Here is a 19,564-nt window from a genome sequence, read left to right on the forward strand (position 1 = left end):
AAGCGCAGATGAAGAGATGGACAGCGGGCTTTATCGGGGCCGCACTGGCGGCGGGGCTTGCGCCTCAGGCGATGGCGCAGACCCAAGGAGTGAGCGACAGTGAAATTGTGCTCGGCTCGGTCAATGACCTGAGTGGAATATTTGCCGCTGTTGGTGTGCCGGCCGTAAACGGCGCCAATTTGCGGTTTGACGAGGCCAATGCCAATGGCGGCATTCACGGCCGCCAAATTCGTTTCGTGGTCGAAGACAATGGCTATCAGATTCCGCGGGCCATGCAGGGCTACAATAAGCTTCTGAATCGCGATCAGGTCTTTGCAATGCTCCTGTCGTTGGGAACGCCCATGAATATCGCAGGGTTCAAATTGCTGGATCCGAAAGGCATTCCCAATATCAGCCCGCTGACAGCTGCGCGTCAGATGTTGCAGGAGCCGATCGACAATAAGTTCATCGGGTTTTCCAGCTATTACGATCAGGTCCGCGCCGGTGTGACCTATCTGGCGGAAGAATTCGATGCGAAAGAAGTCTGCTCGATGTATATCCCGTCGGATTTCGGCAAGGAGATCAAGGAGGGCAGCCAGGATGTTGCTGCCGAACTAGGGCTGAGTTTCGCTGCCGAGACGACCCATAAGCCGGATGAGCTGGACTTTGTCGGTTCGCTGACGAAGCTGAAGTCCGAAGGATGCGATATCATCACCATGGCTCTTGGCGTGCGGCAGGGGATTACCGTGGTTGGCACCGCCAAGAAGCTGGGCTGGACCGAGGCGAAATTCCTCAACACCTCCGCCGGTTTTCTTGAGGTGGTGGCGGCGGTGCCCGGCGGCGTAACGGAGGGGCTCTATGCTGCGGCTGGCTGGGCTGACCTGATCGCGCGGGCTGAGGACGACGTTCCGGCGAAGTTTATGGCGGATTACGAAGCAAAGTTCGGCCAGCCCGCCGGTGGCTTTGCCATGCTCGGGTATAGTGCAGCCAATACCGTGGTGAATGCGCTGGAGGCCGCAGGCCCCGATCTGGCTCATGAAAGCTTTATCAAGGGGATGGAAAGCCTCGATTTCTTTGATGCCTTGACCGATACCCAGATCACCTATGGGCCGGATGACCATAGGGGCGCCGATGTCATTGTCATCTCGGTGGTAGAGAATGGCGTCTGGAAAGAGCTGAGCCGGAAATAGGCGACCGCCTCGAAAACAAAAAGGAAAAGCCGACAGGTTTCTATCTGTCGGTTTTTGCTATTCTTGGGTCAGGCCCTCTATCCGGCGTATTGGGCTTCATTTTATGCACATATTTGAATATTATTACTCTTGCGGAAGAGGGAGTTGAACCATGGCAGTAACAAGACGGCATTTTGTGCAGGGGTTGGGGGCCGGGCTCGCGCTGGTGCCCTTCGGGCGTGTTTGGGCGGAAACCAGAGTGTCGCTCGGCGCAGCGGAGCTGCTCAGCCTTTCAGATGGTCGAATGCAGTTGCCACCCTCTTTTCTGTATGGGGATCTGGAGCCATCTGCGCTTGCGCGTGTCCTTGCGGAGCATGGGATTTCTCCTGATGAGCCGCTCACACCGGAGGTGAATGTCACGCTGTTGCGCGACAAGGATCACATCATTCTGTTTGATACCGGTGCGGGGCCCGCCTTTCAGGATGGGACTGGACAGCTGCCCGATGCGCTAGCTGCCGTGGGGATCAGCCCGGAGGATGTCACGCATGTGGTGTTCACGCATTGCCATCCTGACCATCTCTGGGGCGTTCTGGATGATTTCGACGAACCGCTCTTTAGCAACGCTCAACATATGATGGGGCGCAAGGAATGGGACTACTGGTTTGATCCTGCAACCGTGGGGTCAATCGGAGCGGCGCGTGAGTCCATGGCGGTTGGCGCACGCCGACGTCTGGAGATCCTTGCCGATGGTATCACCCTGTTCGATGATGGCGCCGAGATCCTGCCGGGTGTTGCTGCACACGCGACCTTTGGCCATTCACCCGGCCATATGTCGTTTGAAATTTCAGGTGGGACGGATAACGTGATGGTGCTGGGTGATGCGATCACCAATGCACATGTCAGCTTCTCCGAGCCGGGCTGGGAAATCGCATCCGATCAACTCCCGGTCGCCGCGGCCAGGGTGCGGCAAAAGCTGTTGCAGCGGCTGTCATCTGAGCAGCTGATGGTTGTAGGGTATCACCTACCGAATGGTGGCGTGGGTCGTGTCGATACTGTTAGCAGCGGGTATCGGTTTATATCTGAAAATTAAACAAAACAATCATAGAGTGCATTATTTCGCATCCGTATCCGGCCTCCCGATCAATGACTGTTAGAGAACGGCGTCGGATGTGACGGCTATTCCGCCTGCGCGGCTCGGCTGTCCTGACACCGGATGTGCAGTTTCTCCATCTGGAGGAGGCAATATATTGCGGCTGTCGTCTCCTTCAGCCGTGGTCAATAGCTGGATGCCGATCAGTAGTTTGGATGCTGGAGGGAATACTCCACAAGTGTGCGTTATCCAAACATACTGAAATCCTTTAGGTTGTATTATTTGTGGTGACTTTTATTGATTCTTGTGAGATGGTTAATGGGTGGGTAATCAATTCGGTCGGAGTTGGGGTTATAGGTTCCGGTTGTATTGCTAGAGGTAATGGGTTTGGGATATGGAAAATAAACTTAGAATTCGCCATTTTGGCGCGTTTGGAGTTTTTCTGCCCGACGGAGACAGTCTTCTCCTCGGCTCAAAGCACCAGGCACTGTTGGCACTTTTGTCTACTGCAGAAGGCGGTGTGCGAACACGAGCGTTTTTGGAGCGTACCCTGTGGAGTCTGGCCCAGCCAGAGCAGGCGAAGGCCAGTTTGCGAACCGCGCTCTCGACTCTCCGTCGGCATCTTGGAAGCGAATGTGCGTCCTTTCTGTCCGCCAATCGAGAGCGCGTGGTCCTGGATCTGTCGAAAATCGAAGTAGATGCAGACCCTGCCAAGGGCGATTTCATGGAAGGCTTTGAGCTGCCGCATGAAACGACATTTGCGGTCTGGTTGGAACAGCAGCGCAATGAGCTGACGCGCGCCGATGCCCGCAATCGGGCCGCCACGGGCATGCTGCGTGACTACAGCCGCGCCGTATTGGATAGCCTGTTGCCGCCGATCGCCGTTCTGCCGTTTGTGCATCGCGCGCCGGGGGATGCAAAATCTCCGCTTGGGGCATTGCTCTCGGAGGAGTTGGTGCGCCACCTGTCGCGCAGCCATGCCTTTTGCGTCACGTCATATCTGGCGTCGCGGCAGTTCGATCCGCATCAGATCCGCCCTAGCGAAGTCTATTCGATGGCGGGTGCCAGCTATCTTGTATCGGGGACCGTCAATGTTACGGGCCAGACCTACCGTTTGCAGGTTGACCTGCATGACGCCGAGCGGGAGCGGGTCATCTGGTCGCGAGACTTCACCGAAACCCTCGCGATGCTGACCAATGGGTGCAGCATGGCTTTGCGAGATGTTACCGCGCAGATCGGCTGGACCGTGGTCGGTGAAGCGGTGCGTTTGGTTGGCTTCAGGCCACTGTCCAAACACGATAGCCATACCTTGCTGATGGCGGCGATCGCGCTGATGCAGGACATGCAGATGCCGCAGTTCAACCAGGCGCAGGAAATCCTCGCAGTCCTGCTGGAACGTGAAGTGCAGCACCCGGTTGCCCTGACGTGGATGGCGATGTGGCATGTGATGCGCGTGCAGAAAGGTTTCTCCACGGATCGTCAGCTTGACGCGCATCTCGCCAACCAGCTGGTGGCAGCGGCGCTCGCCCAGGATCCGACGTTCTCTCTGGCACTGACGGTACGGGGGCTGATAGCCAGCCACCTGATGTTCCGGTTCGATCTGGCGCAGGATTCCTATGACCTCGCACTGAAGGACAATCCGAACGAAGCATTGGCATTGCTGCTGAAGGGCACAACCCTTGCCTATCAGAACCAGCCGGAGGATGCGGTAAGGCTGACGGATGCCGCACGGCGGCTCTCTCCGCTGGGACCGCAGCGCTATTACTTCGATTCATATTCGGCGACGGCCAATCTGGGCGCGCAGAATTACGAGCGTGCAGTCAACCTGGCAGACCGGTCCTTGCAGGCCAACCCGACCTTCCCGGCAACGTTACGGACCAAAGCCATCGCCCTGCAGGCATTGGGGCAATCGGACAAGGCGCGGGATGTCGTGAAATCGCTGCTCACCGTGCAGCCGGGGTTCAACATTGCACGTTACGAAAAAGATCACGCGGCATCCAATGCCCCCTTCGGCAAGGATTGGAGCAAGGCGCTGCGGTCCGCGGGTGTGCCTGCCTGAGCGGTAAAAATCCATCGGGCGGACCATCGACCCGGTGAGAGCGGTGGAGACGCGGGGGCTTGCAGGCCTGCCGTGTCTTCGCTCATCTACGGGGGCAGCAGAGGGTGTGCATCGCGCTCGCCAGTACGAAGAGGTCCCTATCATGAAGGCAGTCACCTATCGCGCGTTTGGAGCGGCAGAAACCGTCCTGCAGCTGGAAGACCTGCCCGATATCGTACCGGGGCCAGGTGAGCTGCGTGTGGAACTGACCTATTCCGGCGTAAACCCCTCTGACGTGAAGGCGAGGGCTGGCGCCCGCGCCGGAGTGACTGAGCTGCCCTATCCGGTGATCATTCCCCATAGTGACGGGTCGGGCGTGATTGCGGAGGTCGGCGAGGGTGTCGATCCGGCGCGTATCGGGGAGGCGGTCTGGATCTGGAACGGTCAGTGGCAGCGGCCGTTCGGGACCGCCGCCACCTCCATAACGCTGCCGGCTGAGCAGGCTGTTCCGCTGCCGGAAGGGCTTGACCTGAAACAGGGCGCGGCTCTGGGGATCCCGGCGCTAACGGCTGCTCATGCGGTGTTCTCGGGTGGGGATGTCACCGATCGGACGGTGCTCGTTCAGGGCGGTGCCGGCACCGTTGGTCTATTGGCCGTGCAGCTGGCCAGATGGGGCGGGGCGCGGGTGATCGCGACCTGCGCATCTCACGCGGCGGACCGGGTCCGGCAGGCCGGAGCTGACGCCACCCTGGCCTATGCCGACGGGGACCTGACAGAGCAGATCCTGGCGGCAAATGATGGTCGCCACGTCGACCATATCGTCGAAGTTGAGTTTGGTGCGAACTGTGCCGTCGACACCGAGGTCATTGCACCAAATGGTCGGGTAACGGCCTATGGGTCGGCGCAGCAGATGACACCGCAGCTGCCGTTCTACCCGTTGATGTTCAAATCGGTGACGCTGGAGATGATGCTGGTCTATCTGCTGCCGCCCGTGGCCCGTCGTGCAGCGATCAAACGTATCGAACATGCCGCAGCCGCTGGGGCGTTGCATCTGCCCATCGCTGAGGTTTTCGATCTGGTCGACACCGCCAAGGCGCATCAAGCCGTCGAACTTGGGCATCGCGCCGGCTCCATCCTTGTAAGGACCGGAAGAGATTGAGAAACCCAGCATCAGAGCTGAGTGTTTCCGGGTCAGAACAGACCAGCCAAAGGGAAGCATGAAAACTGCATTTTTTTCCAAAAATCCTCTTGCACCTGCTGAAATCTGGCATTAGACACCCGCTCACCGATGGGGTGTGGCCAAGTGGTAAGGCAACAGTTTTTGGTACTGAAGATCGTAGGTTCGAATCCTACCACCCCAGCCATTTTTCCACATATTATGATGCTTTTTAAGGGTCTGGCTCCTCTGGCCACAGTCGGCGTATCGGTGTGGCCAACTGATACCTCGCGGCATATTCGTCTCTAGGTGAAGACCGAGGGGAGGCGCGCTCTACGGTTGTAGTCTCGCTCTGTTCAGCTGCGATATCCGTGCTGAATGCCTCTGGTGCTCGTCAAATCAGAATGGATAAGAGGCAAATACTATTTAAATTTTAATATATTTTACAAAGCGGTATCGATTTTCGAACCGTTGCAGGCCCTGTATTCATTTTGTTTCAACCATAACAGCCTAACCTGATGCACCCATCGAGACGCGGCAGGCCCACCGGCGCGCACTCGAGGAACGGTAGACTCGGAGGCTGGCCATGACGGTTGGGTATCTTGTCACTCTTGGCGACGGCACACTGGATGCCGGCGACGGGATTTCTGCGAACCAATCCAACTTTACTTCAGCCGATGTCATCGGGACTGGCAGCTGGACCTGGAGCGGTGTCTATCAGGGCGACGGTCAGACCTACTCAAACATCAGTGACACTGGCACCTATCACTATGGAAGTGACGGGAATGTCTATTTTGTTCCAGATACTTGGTACACGACCAGCGGATCCGGCAGTGCGACGACGATCCCTGCCAATTCGATGTCGGGCACATCGGGTAATGACGCAATCAACGGCGACGCCAATGACAATGTTATCTATGGCGGTGATGGTGATGACTACCTGACCGGCTCCTCGGGCGATGACATTATCTTCGGCGGCGAGGGGAACGATAACTACGATACCGATACCGGCAATGACACCTTCTACGGTGAGGGCGGCGATGACTGGGTTGCAATCTATGACAACATGGATGGCGAATCGCTCTACGGTGGCGAAACCGGAGAGACCCTGGGCGATATGCTTGAGGTCTACGGCGATTATGCGGGTGTTGATGTCAACGTCACCTTTACCGGCGATGGGGACGGAACCGTCACATTTGCGGGGCAGACGGCCTATTTCTGGGAGTTTGAGCGGTTCTATCTCCATTCGGGAGACGACACGCTGGACGGCTCTGCGGCGACTTCGGCGCTCAACGTGCAAACCGGCAGCGGTGCCAACAGTGTTACGGGTGGGGCTGGTGATGACACGATATCGACCGGCGCGGGAGCGGATGTGGTCGACGGCGGCGCAGGCGACGATCTTGTCTGGGCCGGGGTAGGGGCCGACACGGTTGACGGCGGTGCCGGGGCCGACAGGCTCTTTGGTCAGGACGACAACGACCTCATCTACGGTGGCACAGGGTCTGACACCATCGATGGGGGTTTGGGCGACGACACGATCTACGGGGGTGAAAACCCGGCAACTTCGGTCGGCGGAAGCAATACCGCAGGGAACACCTATACGGTCATTCATCTTGGGACGGCGTCCGAGGTCGACAGCGTCGAGGGGAACGCCGCCAACGAAAACCCGAACGCTCTACTGGGGACATACGGGAGCGCGGGGGCAGAGCTATATAACAACTTCCAGACTGCCATCGCGTCAGACGATAATGCGAATACGCGCATCGACTTCGATGACGAAGCCGCGCCGGAAACGATCAATATCAACGGTGTAGACAAGCTCGTCGACACCGGCATGGTCTATAACGCAACGGTAACGTTCACCGACGGCACCACCGGGACGTTCACGGCTGTGGTCATCCAGACCACGGACGGCCACGTCTACATGATGCCGGAAGTCTCGAACAACGCCGAGAACGTTCTTCTAACCAGCAAGACGATCGAGAGTATTTCGCTTGATAGTGTCGTTGTCGGCTACTCAAACGTCACCGCAACCCGGGTAGATGCCGACTATGCTCTGCCGGGTGACACGGATACCTCGGGCGACAGCATCATTGGCGGCGCCGGCGCAGACGTCATCTATGGCGGTGCCGGGAATGACACCATTGCGGGCGGAACCGGCGCTGACAGCATAGATGCCGGGGACGACGCGGACCTCATCCTTCTCCAGGATGGCTTCGGCAACGACACCATTGTTGGTGGTGAAGGGGGCAACGACAGCGATACGCTTTCCATGTCGAGCCTGACCGGGCCAGTGACTGTGACCTATACCGGCGACGAGATGGGGACGATCACCAACGGAACCGATACGGTCAGTTTCTCGGAGATCGAGCGTCTGAACCTGACCGAGCAGGCCGATGTCGTGAATGCCAGCGCGGATAGTGCCGGGGTCGATATAGATGCTCGAGGCGGTGACGACACCATAACCGGCGGCGCGGGGGCCGATTCCATCAAGGGTGGCAGCGGCAGCGATTCCATCGTTGCCGGGGCTGGTGCTGATACGATTGTTGGCGGCATTGGCGACGACACCATTCGGCTGACTGCGGATTCAGATCGCGATCAGCTGGTGTTGGCCGATGGGGCGGGATCCGATCTGATCTATGATTTCGATCTGACGGACAGCGGTGACGGGACCACGGTTGATCAGCTGGATGTTTCAGGGCTCACCAATTTGGCTGGAGATCCAGTCAAAATCGGTGATGTCGTGGTGACCGATACCAATGGTGACGGGACCGGCGATGCGATCATGACCTTCCCCAATGGGGAGAGCATCACATTGGTCGGGGTGCAGCGATCGCAGGTGGACAACGGGCCCGAAATGCACGCGATGGGCATACCCTGTTTTGCGGCCGGGACGCTGATCCAGACGCCAACCGGGCGCGTCAAGGTCGAAGACCTCAGCCCCGGTGATTGTGTCAGCACAATGTGGGCGGGTGCGCAGCAAATCCTATGGGTTGGGGCATCGTCGTTCACCGCCACGCGCAAGCGCCTATCGGAGGCGCTGATGCCGGTGCGACTGGACCCGGACGCCTTTGGAGGTGAGCGGGCGCTGCTTGTTTCGCCTCAGCATTGCGTCCTGATGAAACAGCGCAGTAGCGGGCGCCCGGTGCATGTGCGCGCCAAGCATCTGGCACAGGTAACGGGATCTGCATCGTTCGCACGGGAGGTGACGCAGGTTACCTATGTTCATGTACTACTGAAAAAGCACGAGAATATCCTGTCGAACGGAATCCCCAGCGAGACGTTTTATCCCGGCCCTATGGCGGTCTCCACGCTTGGCCCGGCAGATCGCCTGGGACTGTTTAAATGCCTGCCGCAGCTGATCCTCCATCCGGTAGAGCAGGCTTATGGGCCTCGTGTTCTGCCCGTTCTGACACGCCGGGAAGTGCAATCACTGGCCCGCGCCGGAGACCTGGTGCCCTGGCTGATCGGTGACATATCTCGGCACCCGCCCGCGGAGCAGTGGGCCGAGACGGGCGGCTGGCAGGCAATGTATTCGCCGCGGTACAGCTTTCAATCCGGCGCCGCAGCAGGGTAGGCAGTCGTCTCACGCTATCCGCTGTGTGGACATGGTCAGTGGGTGTCGCGCAGGATCATTTCTGCGTCCAGCCTCACCGTTTCTTCGGGGGCCTGCGGGTAATCCAAGCGCCGCTCCAGGCAGCGCAATACGGCGGCAACCATGCCGTCAATCGGGTTTCGCAACGTGGTCAGTCGTATGGTCGGCCAACGGGCCATTTCGATGTCATCAAAACCGATCACCGAGACGTCTTTGGGAACCACCCGACCGGCATCCCGCAGCGCACCGAGTGCGCCGATGGCCATGGCATCATTGGCACAGAATATCCCATCGAAATCAGTCTGTTCCAGCAGATTGCGGGTGGCGAAATATCCACTCTCGGTGGTGTAGGTTCCGGTGATCTCCCCCGCCAGTGTGATGCCTTTGGCCGTCAACCCGGCAAGCAGTCCGCTGCGGCGTTCAGCGGTCGCGCCGAATTCCCCCGGACCGCCCACCATCGCAACCCGGCGACGGCCGCGTTGCGCAAACAGATCCGCCGCCATCTGTGCGGCTTCGTGGTTGCGCAGACAGATGTTGTCGACGCCCTCTGCTGCGATGATTCGGCCAGAGGCGATGACCGGGATATGCAGTTTGCTACAGAGTTCGACGATTTCGGTCGCAAGACTGCCGCTACGCAGGATCATCGCATCCAGCGGATAGCGGAGCACCTGGGTCACCGCATCGCGGGCATGGTCGCCACCACCGGCGATCACCACCGGCCATTTGCCCGCGGCATTCAGGCCGGCGATCAGGGCAGAGGTCGCCTCCTTGTCGTATTCATTGCGCATCTCACCGGCGAAAACCGCAACCAGATTGGAGCGCGCCCCCTGCAGACTGGCGGCCAGCGCATTGGGCTGGTAGCCGAGTTCATGTGCCGCCAGCAGGATCCGTTCACGTTTTTCTTGATCCAGATAGGCGCCCTCGGTGAAAGCCCGAGAAACAGCCGAACGCGAAACGCCAGCGATTTCAGCCACATCTGCGGCTGTCACCCGGGATTGGCGTTTGCCGCCAGCTGACCCTTGTCGCTTCATCTGTCGTCCCTTTCGGGCGTGATGTTTTTTTTGTGAGACACCGAAACCCTTGACACAACCGTTACATAGCGCCCCTATATGAACACGTGTGCAGTTCTGGTGCAACGGACAAGCTCCTGGCAAAAGACACAGGGCGGAAAGACGCAGCGAGCCGCACAGGCCTAGGGGAGGCCATTTCAAAAAACACCATCGGTGGCCGTTTTCGGCTGCCTTGGACAATTGAATCGTTGGCCCGATTGGGCAACGGCAGACCGGAGACTGATGATGAAGCGTATTACGTTTACGACCGCTGCGACGCTGGCTTTTGCTGCAAACGCTGCGTTTGCCGAAACCGAGATCACCTGGTGGCACGCAATGGGTGGCGCGCTGGGCGACACCGTCAACCAGATCGCATCCGACTTCAACGCGAGCCAGGATGAGTACAAGATCACCCCGGTCTTCAAGGGCACCTATGAAGAGACCCTGACCGCAGGCATCGCTGCCTTCCGCGCAGGCGAACAGCCGAATGTGATGCAGGTGTTTGATGCTGGCGCCGCAACCGTGATCGGCGCCAAGGGCGCGACCATTCCGGTTCAGGATCTGCTGGCCAACAATGGTGTTGAATTCGACATCAACGATTACATCGCCGGCGTGCGCTATTTCTACGCCGACAGCGATGGCAAGATGATCGGCATGCCGTTCAACTCCTCCACGCCGATCATGTATTACAACATCCAGGCGCTGGAAAAAGCGGGCGTTACCGCGCCCACGACCTGGGAAGAGTTCCAGACCGTCACTGCACCAGCGCTGAAAGAGGCAGGCTATACCGCCCTGTCGCAGTCACATCTGCCCTGGATCTTCACCGAGAATTTCCACTCGCGCCACAACCTGCCGTTTGCCACCAACAACAATGGCTATGATGGGGTCGACACCCAGATCCTGGTGAACAACGACGCGATCAAGGCACATTTCACAGCTGTCACCGACTGGCAGAAAAACGGCTACTTCGAATGGTTCGGCACAGGTTGGGGCGACAACCAGACGCCGTTTGAAGAAGGCAAGGTTGCGATGTGGCTGGGCTCCTCCGGCTCCTTCGGTGGTCTGAGCAAGAAAGACCTGCCGTTTGATTTCTCCGCGACCATGCTGCCCTATTGGGAAGCCGTGACAACAGAGCCGACGCAAACCTTCATCGGTGGCGCCTCGCTGTTTGCCATGGCGGGCCATGATGCCGAAGAAAACAAGGCAACTGCTGCGTTCTTCGACTTCCTGACCTCCGCCGAGGTTCAGTATTTCTGGCACAAAGAAACCGGCTATGTGCCGATCACCGAAGCCGCATATGAGATGGCAAAGGCGGACGGCCATTATGACCGCGCCCCTGCGGCCGAGGTCGGCATCCAGCAGCTGTCGCTGGCGGCTGGTGACAACACCAAAGGCTATCGCATGGGCTTCTACGTACAGATCCGTGACGTGATGAACCGCGAATACGGTCGCATCCTGACTGGTGAAACCTCGGTTGAAGACGCCTTCAACGCGATTGAGTCCGAAGCCAACAACCTGCTGGCCCGTTTCGCCAAGACCCAAGGCTAATCGCGGGGAATTCCCCCTTACCTGTGACGGCCGCAGCCCCTGCGGCCGTCACGCATTACAACGAAGAGGCACACCGTGAAACGCGCCGGATTCTCGACCAAGTGGATGCCGATCCTGCTGCTGATGCCGCAGCTCGTCATTATCGCTATTTTCTTCTATTGGCCCGCCTGGCACGCAATCCAGTCGTCCTTTTACCTGCAGGATCCGTTCGGGTTTGGCTCTACCTTTGTCGGTCTGGAAAATTACACCGATCTTATGGGGAACAGTGAATATCGCCGCGTTGCGGTTTTCACGCTTGTATTTACGGTTTTGGTGACCTTCTTCTCGCTTGCGATTGCACTGTTGCTGGCGGTGAAGGCGGACAATGTCCTGCGCGGCGCACGCACCTATAGGACCCTTCTGATGTGGGTCTATGCGGTCGCCCCGCCGGTTGCCGGCTTCATTGGTCTGATCATGTTCGACCAGAGCTGGGGACCATTGACGCGGCTTGCCGGTTTCTTTGGCTGGGACTTTGTTCTGGGCGTGAACTTCAACGATACCGCAGCCGCGATGGTTCTGGTCTCGGTCTGGAAACAGATTCCGGTCAACTTCATCTTCTTCCTGTCCGGTTTGCAATCCATCCCGCGTTCCGTACGTGAGGCGGCTCTGATCGACAACGGATCGGCGACCAGCCGGTTCTGGGATGTGACGTTCCCGCTGCTTGCGCCGACGGGCTTCTTCCTCCTGATCATCAATATCACCTATGCCCTGTTCGACACCTTCGGCATTGTCGATACACTGGTGAAGGGCGAGCCGGGCAACAATCCGATGACCCTTGTTTACAAGGTTTATGTCGATGGTTTCCGTGGCAATGACCTTGGCGGTTCCTCGGCACAGTCGGTGATCCTGATGGTTCTTGTCCTCGCGCTTACGGTCTTCCAGTTCCGGCTGATTGACCGTCGGATCCACTATACCTGAGGGGGCTGACATGGCTGACCAAACACCCGTTCAAACGCCGCGCCGCTCCATCAACTGGGGGGCCGTTGGCGACCACACCGTTCTGATCCTCGGCTCGCTCTTCATGCTGGTGCCGCTGATCATGGTGGTGATGACCACAACCGTGCCGGATGTGGATATCATCAAATACGGACCGCAGCTGAAGATCGGCGACCAGTTCGACGAGAACTTCAAAAAGGCGATGTTCGAGGCCTCCGGCTTTTCCGGGGCCAACACCGGCACGCGGATGCTGTTCAACTCCTTTGTTCTCGGTATCGGCTTTGCGCTTGGGAAGATCCTGATTGCGATGATGGCGGCCTATGCCATCGTCTATTTCCGCCTGCGGTTTGCCACGCTGGCATTCTGGGTGATCTTCACCACGCTGCTGCTGCCGCTGGAGGTCCGTATTCTGCCGTCCTATGAGGTGGTGCAGCAGCTGGGCATGCTCAACACCTACCAGGGTCTGATCATCCCCTTGATTGCGTCTGCAACCGCAACCTTCTTCTTCCGCCAGTTTTTCCGGTCTGTGCCGGAAGAGCTGGTCGAGGCTGCGCGCATTGATGGGGCTGGGCCGGTGAAGTTCTTCATCGATATTCTGGTGCCGCTGTCGCGGACCATGATTGCGGCCATGTTCATCATCATGTTTGTCTTTGGCTGGAACCAGTATCTCTGGCCCACCATGATCACCACCGAAGAGGACATGTATACGCTGGTGCGGGGGATCAAACAGATCACCCAGACCCTCGAAGGCACCAATGTCCCCGAATTCGGTCGCGCAAATCTTCTCGCCGTGATCGCCATCCTGCCGCCCGTGGCAGTCGTCATTTTCTTCCAAAGCTGGTTCGTCAAGGGCCTGACGGAATCCGATAAGTAAGGACTTCAAATAATGGCTCAGGTTTCCCTGAATTCTGTACGCAAGGTCTACCCCAATGGGGTCGAGGCCGTCACTTCCTCCAGCTTCAAGATCGAGGATGGCGAATTCGTTGTCCTGGTCGGCCCATCGGGCTGCGGCAAATCCACGTTGCTGCGCATGATTGCCGGTCTGGAGGATATCACCGAAGGCACGCTGGAAATCGGCGACCGGGTGGTCAACAATGTCGATCCGGCGGATCGCGATATCGCGATGGTGTTCCAGAACTACGCGCTCTATCCGCATATGACGGTGCGCAAGAACATCGCCTATGGCCTGAAGAACCGCAAAACCCCCGAGGCTGAGATCAAGCAGAAGGTGGCCGAGGCCGCCAAGATGTTGAACCTTGAGGAATATCTGGACCGCAAACCCTCGCAGCTGTCCGGCGGTCAGCGCCAGCGGGTTGCCATGGGGCGCGCCATCGTGCGCGATCCGGCGCTGTTCCTGTTTGATGAACCTCTGTCGAACCTTGATGCCAAGCTGCGCAACCAGATGCGGATTGAGATCAAGGCCCTGCAACGCCGTCTGGGCGTCACCTCGATCTACGTGACCCACGATCAGGTTGAGGCGATGACCATGGCGGATCGCATCATTGTCCTGAACGGTGGCCGGATCGAACAGATTGGCACCCCGTCTGAGATCTATCACAATCCGGCGTCTGTCTTTGTCGCCTCCTTCATGGGCGCGCCACCGATGAACCTGGTTGATGCCACGATCTCCGATGGTCAGGTCACCCTGCCGGATGGTGTGGCGATGGGGGCACTGGATGGCGCTGCATCAGGTGCCGTCAAGCTCGGCATCCGCCCCGAGGATGTGCAGCTGGTCAGCGAAGGTGGTATTTCGATCAACGTTGAACTGATCGAAGAACTGGGCGCACATCGCCTGCTGCATGGCCAGCTCGGCGGGCAGCCGTTCACAATCCACGTCCTGAAGGACATTCCGGTTGATCCCGGACCCCATCAGATCTCGGTGGATCCGGCGGCGATCTGCCTGTTTGACGCAGAAAGCGGCAAACGCAGATGACCGAGGTTCTGGACAGTCTGCCGCCGGTTTCCCCCGAGATGCAGGCCCGGATCAAGGCAGCGTCGCGCACTGCAGCGGCGCATCGCGCGCTCATGGCAGAGGTGCCGGCGATGGCCGCCTTGCAAGGCGGTGGTAAGGGTCATCTGGAAGCGCTGGCCTCCTCGGTGTCGGTTGTGGCCTGGAACGTCGAGCGCTGCCTTTTTCCTGAGGATACCGCCGGCCACATCCTCCCGCTGGCGCCGCAGGTAGTCCTGCTGTCAGAGGTCGACCATGGCATGGCGCGTACCGGTCAGCGCCACACCACCGAGGAGATGGCTGCCGCACTCGACATGGCTTATGTCTTTGGTGTGGAATTTCACGAGCTGGATCTGGGTGGGCCTACCGAACAGGCGTTTTGCACCGATGATTTCAATCTGTTCGGCTGGCACGGCAATGCCATCCTGTCGGCGGTCCCGCCGGAACGGGTGACGCTGATCCGGCTGGATGATCACGGGCATTGGTTCGCCTCGGATGAGGTGCCGGCTGACCCGGACCAGCCGCGCCTTGGTGGCCGCATGGCGATTGCCGCGGTTCTACCGACTGAGGCTGGACCGATCTGCGTGGTTTCCACCCATCTGGAGAGCAACGCCGACGCAGCCCATAGGCATCAGCAGTTTGACAGGCTGCTCCGCGCCATCGACGCATTTGCGCCGGATATGCCGGTACTGATTGGCGGTGATCTGAATACAGGCAATCACCTGCCGCCTGATTTCGACTGGCAGCGCGAGACGCTGTTCGATCTGGCCCGTTCCCATGGCTACGACTGGAGCGCGACCCCGGATGGTGTCACCACCCGCCCCAGTCTCATCACGCCGCATCCTGATCGGCAGATGAAGCTGGACTGGTTCTGCACCCGCGATATGCGCGCGACCGAGAGTCGGCTGCTGTCTTCGGTTGATCAAAATGGTCGCCCGCTGTCTGATCATGATGCCGTCTGGTGCCGCGTCGGGCTCGATTGATGCCGACACTGGCCTGATCCATTGACCGGGCGGCATGTGTCCGGCCGGTCAAGGCCCTGAGGTGCTATACGCCCGCGGTATTAAAATACACGCCTGATTATCGGCGGCAGGTCTGCGGTCGCGTGATAAACAGGGCGCATGTTGTTTGATCTTCCTGACCACGAAGCGCTCTATCAGGCGCTGCTGAACCGCGATGACCGCTATGACGGGCAGGCCTATGTCTGCGTGGCCACGACCGGCATCTTCTGTCGCCTGACCTGTCCGGCACGCAAACCCAAGCGGGAGAACTGCCAGTTCTTCGGCAGCGTTGGCGAATGTATCGAAGCCGGGTTCCGGGCCTGCAAACGATGCCACCCGCTGCGCCCGATGGCAGAGGCCGATCCGGCAGTGGCCAGCCTGTTGGCCGCCTTGGATCAACGCCCGGAGCACCGCTGGAGCGAGGGTGATATCCTCCGCATGGGTCTTGATCTCTCGACGGTCAGGCGCAGCTTCAAGCGGCAGTTCGGCATGACCTTTCTTGAGATGGCGCGCCAGCGCCGTCTTCGCGAAGGCTTCACCGTGCTGTCAGAAGGCGGCAAGGTCATTGAGGCACAGTTGGATGCGCAATTCGACTCTCCCAGTGCGTTTCGTGCGGCCTTTGCCCGGTTGCTGGGCAGGGCGCCCGGCAGCCTGACCCGCGAAGGCCTTTTGCTGGCCGATTGGATCCCGACACCGCTCGGCGACATGATCGCAGTCAGCAGCCGGACTGAGTTGCACCTGCTGGAATTTGTGGAGCGCAAGGCGCTGAAGGGCGAGCTGGACAAGCTGCAAAAGGCGGTGAAGGGCGATCTTGGTATTGGTCCGACACCACCCGGCGAGCAGATCCGTGCGGAACTGGACGCGTTCTTTGCCGGGATCTCCGCCCGGTTTGAAACGCCGCTGGCCTATCACGGGACACCTTTCATGCAGCAGGTCTGGGATGCCCTGCGCCAGATCCCGCCCGGCGTGACGCGTAGCTACTCGGAGATCGCGCGCCAGATCGGACGTCCAGAGGCGACCCGCGCTGTTGCACGCGCCAATGGTGCCAATCAGATCGCGCTGGTGGTGCCCTGTCACCGGGTGATCGGGGCTGATGGGTCGCTGACCGGTTACGGCGGCGGTCTTTGGCGCAAACAGCGCCTGCTCGATATCGAGCGGCAGTATTGCGCGCCCGTCCGGCATACCGCCAGATCCTGCAAGTAAGGGCGGGAAAGGGCGCCCGGATGCCCTGCAAAGGCCTATCGGCGGTTTCCCAAGCCCCGGCAAATCTGTAGAAGGCGGTAACGCCACTCAGAGCCGGAGCCTGAAACCATGTCGACGCCCAAACCTGTTGTTCTGTGTATCCTTGATGGCTGGGGTAGCGCCGATCCGGGAACCGCCAACGCGCCCTATCTGGCCAAGACGCCGACGCTGGACGAGATTGCGAAGACATGCCCGACAGCACGGTTGATCACGCATGGGCCGGACGTCGGCTTGCCGACCGGGCAGATGGGGAACTCCGAGGTGGGGCATACCAATATCGGTGCAGGTCGCGTGGTGGCGATGGATCTGGGCCAGATTGATCTCGCAATCGAGGATGGCTCATTCTTTGACAATGACGCGCTGCAAGCCTTCATTGCGAAGATGAAGCAGACCGGCGGCACGGCCCATCTGATGGGGCTTGTTTCGGACGGTGGCGTGCACGGCCATATCACCCATATCATTGCGGCGGTGAAGGCGATCCGCGATGCCGACGTCCCTGTCTGGCTGCATGTGATGACGGATGGCCGCGACGTGGCCCCGAAATCTGCTGCCGGTTTCGTCGCTGCCCTGCAATCGGAACTGGCGGCTGGCGCGCGCATCGCAACAGTGACAGGCCGTTACTACGCCATGGACCGCGACAATCGCTGGGAGCGGGTCAGCCAGGCTTATGACGCAATGATCCATGCCAAGGGCCAGCACCGGGCAGCGACAGCGGAGGCTGCTATTGAGGCCAGCTATACCCGCGAGGAGTTCGACGAGTTCATCAAGGCGACAGTGATCGAGGGCTATGATGGCGTGAAAGATGGCGACGGCCTGTTCTGCCTGAATTTCCGTGCCGACCGCGCCCGCGAGATCCTGCGTGCGATTGGCGAGCCGGGCTTTGATTCTTTCGACACCGGCGCACGCCCGGATCTTGCGGCGCTGCTTGGCATGGTGGAATACTCCGAAGGCCACAACAGCTATATGCAGACCGTGTTTCCCAAACGGGCCATCGTCAACACCCTGGGGGCATGGGTGGCAAAACAGGGCAAGCGCCAGTTCCGTCTGGCCGAGACCGAAAAATACCCGCATGTGACCTTCTTTCTCAACGGTGGCAAAGAGGATCCCGAGGACGGCGAAGATCGCGCGATGCCGAAATCGCCGCAGGTGGCGACCTATGATCTGCAGCCGGAGATGTCGGCGCCAGAGGTGACGGAGCGCTTTATCGAGGCTATCGAAGCGGGGTATGACCTGATTGTCACCAATTATGCGAACCCGGATATGGTGGGCCATACCGGTGATCTCGACGCTGCGATCAAGGCCTGTGAGGCCGTGGATCAGGGTCTTGGCAAGGTCGTGGCCGCGCTGACGGCGGCGGGCGGCGTCATGCTGGTCACCGCCGATCACGGCAATTGCGAGGTGATGGTGGACCCCGAAACAGGCGGGCCGCACACCGCCCATACCACCAATCTTGTGCCAGTCGCGCTGGTTGGTGGGCCGACAGGCGCAAAGCTGCGCAACGGTCGGCTCGCGGATCTGGCCCCAACCGTGCTGGAGCTGATGGACCTTGCGAAACCGGATGAAATGACTGGAGAGAGCCTGCTCGTATGAGGCCTGCGTTTGGCATCACTGGACTGTCGGTAATCCGGCGCGCTCTGCTGATATCGGCGGCGTCGCTTGTCCTGCCGATCCTGGCCGGGACTGCGGCGGCCGCGGATAATCCCGCCGCTGCCGCGCAGCAGGCCGCCAACCAGCTGGAAGCCGCGACGCTGGCCTTGCAGGACGCCGAAAGCGCGCGAGACCGGGTTGCCGCGCTGACCGAGACGGTGCGTGCCTATGAGGCGGGTCTTGCTGCGATGCGCGATGGGCTGCGTCGTGTGGCGCAGCGCGAGGGCCAGCTGGCGGCCCAGCTGAAGGCACGCGAGGACGATGTGGCGGATCTTCTCGGCGTGTTGCAGACCATTGAAACCTCGCCGCCGCCGGTGTTGATGCTGCACCCCTCAGGCCCGCTTGGCGCGGCGCGCTCCGCCATGACACTGGCAGAGGTGACACCGGCGCTTCAATCGCGCGCAACCGCACTGCGTCGCGACCTTGAGGAGGTCCAGACCTTGCGCCTGTTGCAGCAGAACGCGGCGAATACGTTGCAGGAGGGGCTTAACGGTGTGCAGGAGGCGAGGGCGCAATTGTCTGCCGCTATCGCCGACCGGACCGACCTGCCGCGCCGCTTTACCCAGGACCCGGTGCGGACGGCTATTTTGATTTCATCCACTGAAACCCTCAGCGGATTTGCCAGCGGGCTTGCTGAAATCGCCGAAGGCGAGATTGCAACGACTGACGCTGATATCAGCGCCCTGCGGGGTGAGTTGTCGATCCCGGTCGAAGGGCTGGTTCTGCGCGGCTACGGCGAGAAAGACGCCGCAGGCATCGCCCGGCCCGGCTGGCTTGTTGCGGCACGTCCGCGCGCGCTGGTGGTCTCTCCCACGGCGGCAACGATCCGCTATCAGGGGCCGCTTCTGGATCTTGGCAATGTGGTCATTCTTGAACCACAGCCGGAGACACTGTTTGTACTCTCCGGGTTGGCTGAGGTTTACGGCACCATGGGCGAGGTCATCCCGGCAGGAACCCCGGTTGGCCTGATGGGGGGCAAAAGCCCCGAAATCGGTGCCATTTTGTCACTAAGCGGTGAAGGGGCTGGAACTGACCGCACAGAAACGCTCTATATAGAAGTGAGAATGGACAACAGTCCGGTGGACCCCGAAACCTGGTTCCGCACCGACAAGGATGGAAATTAGTTC

General features: G+C 59.7%; 14 protein-coding genes and 1 tRNA gene. 14 read left to right on the forward strand and 1 reads right to left on the reverse strand.

Annotation, left to right across the window (positions count from 1 at the left end):
• The first annotated feature begins 8 nt into the window (after positions 1-8).
• The 6 genes from WLQ66_RS00155 (at position 9) to WLQ66_RS00180 (ending at position 9,009) form a co-directional block, all read left to right on the forward strand.
• Positions 9-1,169, forward strand: a complete 1,161-nt coding sequence (locus WLQ66_RS00155; RefSeq protein ID WP_340544170.1) for an ABC transporter substrate-binding protein — start codon at positions 9-11, stop codon at positions 1,167-1,169.
• A 151-nt stretch (positions 1,170-1,320) separates the two neighbouring features.
• Positions 1,321-2,238 carry an MBL fold metallo-hydrolase gene (locus tag WLQ66_RS00160; protein ID WP_340544172.1) on the forward strand — a complete coding sequence of 306 codons (918 nt, stop codon included), beginning with the start codon at positions 1,321-1,323 and terminating at the stop codon, positions 2,236-2,238.
• A 394-nt stretch (positions 2,239-2,632) separates the two neighbouring features.
• Positions 2,633-4,297, forward strand: a complete 1,665-nt coding sequence (locus WLQ66_RS00165; protein WP_340544173.1) for a tetratricopeptide repeat protein — start codon at positions 2,633-2,635, stop codon at positions 4,295-4,297.
• 142 nt (positions 4,298-4,439) lie between these two features.
• Positions 4,440-5,435, forward strand: a complete 996-nt coding sequence (locus WLQ66_RS00170; RefSeq protein WP_340544175.1) for an NADPH:quinone reductase — start codon at positions 4,440-4,442, stop codon at positions 5,433-5,435.
• 130 nt (positions 5,436-5,565) lie between these two features.
• A tRNA-Gln gene (locus WLQ66_RS00175) sits at positions 5,566-5,640 on the forward strand.
• 378 nt (positions 5,641-6,018) lie between these two features.
• A complete protein-coding gene (locus WLQ66_RS00180; protein ID WP_340544176.1) occupies positions 6,019-9,009 on the forward strand; it encodes a Hint domain-containing protein in 2,991 nt (996 codons plus the stop codon).
• A gap of 35 nt (positions 9,010-9,044) precedes the next feature.
• Here the strand turns inward: WLQ66_RS00180 and WLQ66_RS00185 are convergent, their stop codons facing one another.
• Entirely contained in the window at positions 9,045-10,058 is a 1,014-nt protein-coding gene (locus WLQ66_RS00185) for a LacI family DNA-binding transcriptional regulator (RefSeq protein WP_340544178.1), read from the reverse strand.
• 264 nt (positions 10,059-10,322) lie between these two features.
• Between WLQ66_RS00185 and WLQ66_RS00190 the strand changes: the two genes are divergently transcribed.
• From WLQ66_RS00190 to WLQ66_RS00225, 8 genes are all read left to right on the forward strand, one after another.
• Entirely contained in the window at positions 10,323-11,624 is a 1,302-nt protein-coding gene (locus WLQ66_RS00190) for an extracellular solute-binding protein (protein WP_340544180.1), read from the forward strand.
• A 75-nt stretch (positions 11,625-11,699) separates the two neighbouring features.
• Positions 11,700-12,581: an ABC transporter permease subunit gene (locus WLQ66_RS00195; protein ID WP_340544181.1), complete on the forward strand. Its 882-nt coding sequence runs from the start codon at positions 11,700-11,702 to the stop codon at positions 12,579-12,581.
• Between the two features lie 10 nt (positions 12,582-12,591).
• Positions 12,592-13,473, forward strand: a complete 882-nt coding sequence (locus tag WLQ66_RS00200; protein WP_340544182.1) for an ABC transporter permease subunit — start codon at positions 12,592-12,594, stop codon at positions 13,471-13,473.
• 12 nt (positions 13,474-13,485) lie between these two features.
• On the forward strand, positions 13,486-14,532 hold the full coding sequence (locus WLQ66_RS00205; RefSeq protein WP_340544184.1) for an ABC transporter ATP-binding protein: 1,047 nt from the start codon (positions 13,486-13,488) through the stop codon (positions 14,530-14,532).
• Entirely contained in the window at positions 14,529-15,530 is a 1,002-nt protein-coding gene (locus tag WLQ66_RS00210) for an endonuclease/exonuclease/phosphatase family protein (protein ID WP_340544185.1), read from the forward strand. Before WLQ66_RS00205 ends, WLQ66_RS00210 begins: the two co-directional genes overlap by 4 nt.
• Positions 15,531-15,668: 138 nt before the next feature.
• On the forward strand, positions 15,669-16,751 hold the full coding sequence (locus tag WLQ66_RS00215; RefSeq protein ID WP_340544187.1) for a bifunctional transcriptional activator/DNA repair enzyme AdaA: 1,083 nt from the start codon (positions 15,669-15,671) through the stop codon (positions 16,749-16,751).
• A 108-nt stretch (positions 16,752-16,859) separates the two neighbouring features.
• Entirely contained in the window at positions 16,860-18,380 is a 1,521-nt protein-coding gene (gene gpmI / locus WLQ66_RS00220) for a 2,3-bisphosphoglycerate-independent phosphoglycerate mutase (RefSeq protein ID WP_340544188.1), read from the forward strand.
• Complete coding sequence (locus WLQ66_RS00225; RefSeq protein WP_340544189.1) at positions 18,377-19,561, forward strand: murein hydrolase activator EnvC family protein; 1,185 nt, start codon at positions 18,377-18,379, stop codon at positions 19,559-19,561. The genes gpmI and WLQ66_RS00225 overlap by 4 nt, the downstream gene beginning before the upstream one ends.
• The last annotated feature ends 3 nt before the right edge of the window (positions 19,562-19,564 follow it).

Origin of the sequence: Phaeobacter sp. A36a-5a, assembly GCF_037911135.1 — a bacterium.
GTDB lineage: Bacteria > Pseudomonadota > Alphaproteobacteria > Rhodobacterales > Rhodobacteraceae > Phaeobacter > Phaeobacter bryozoorum.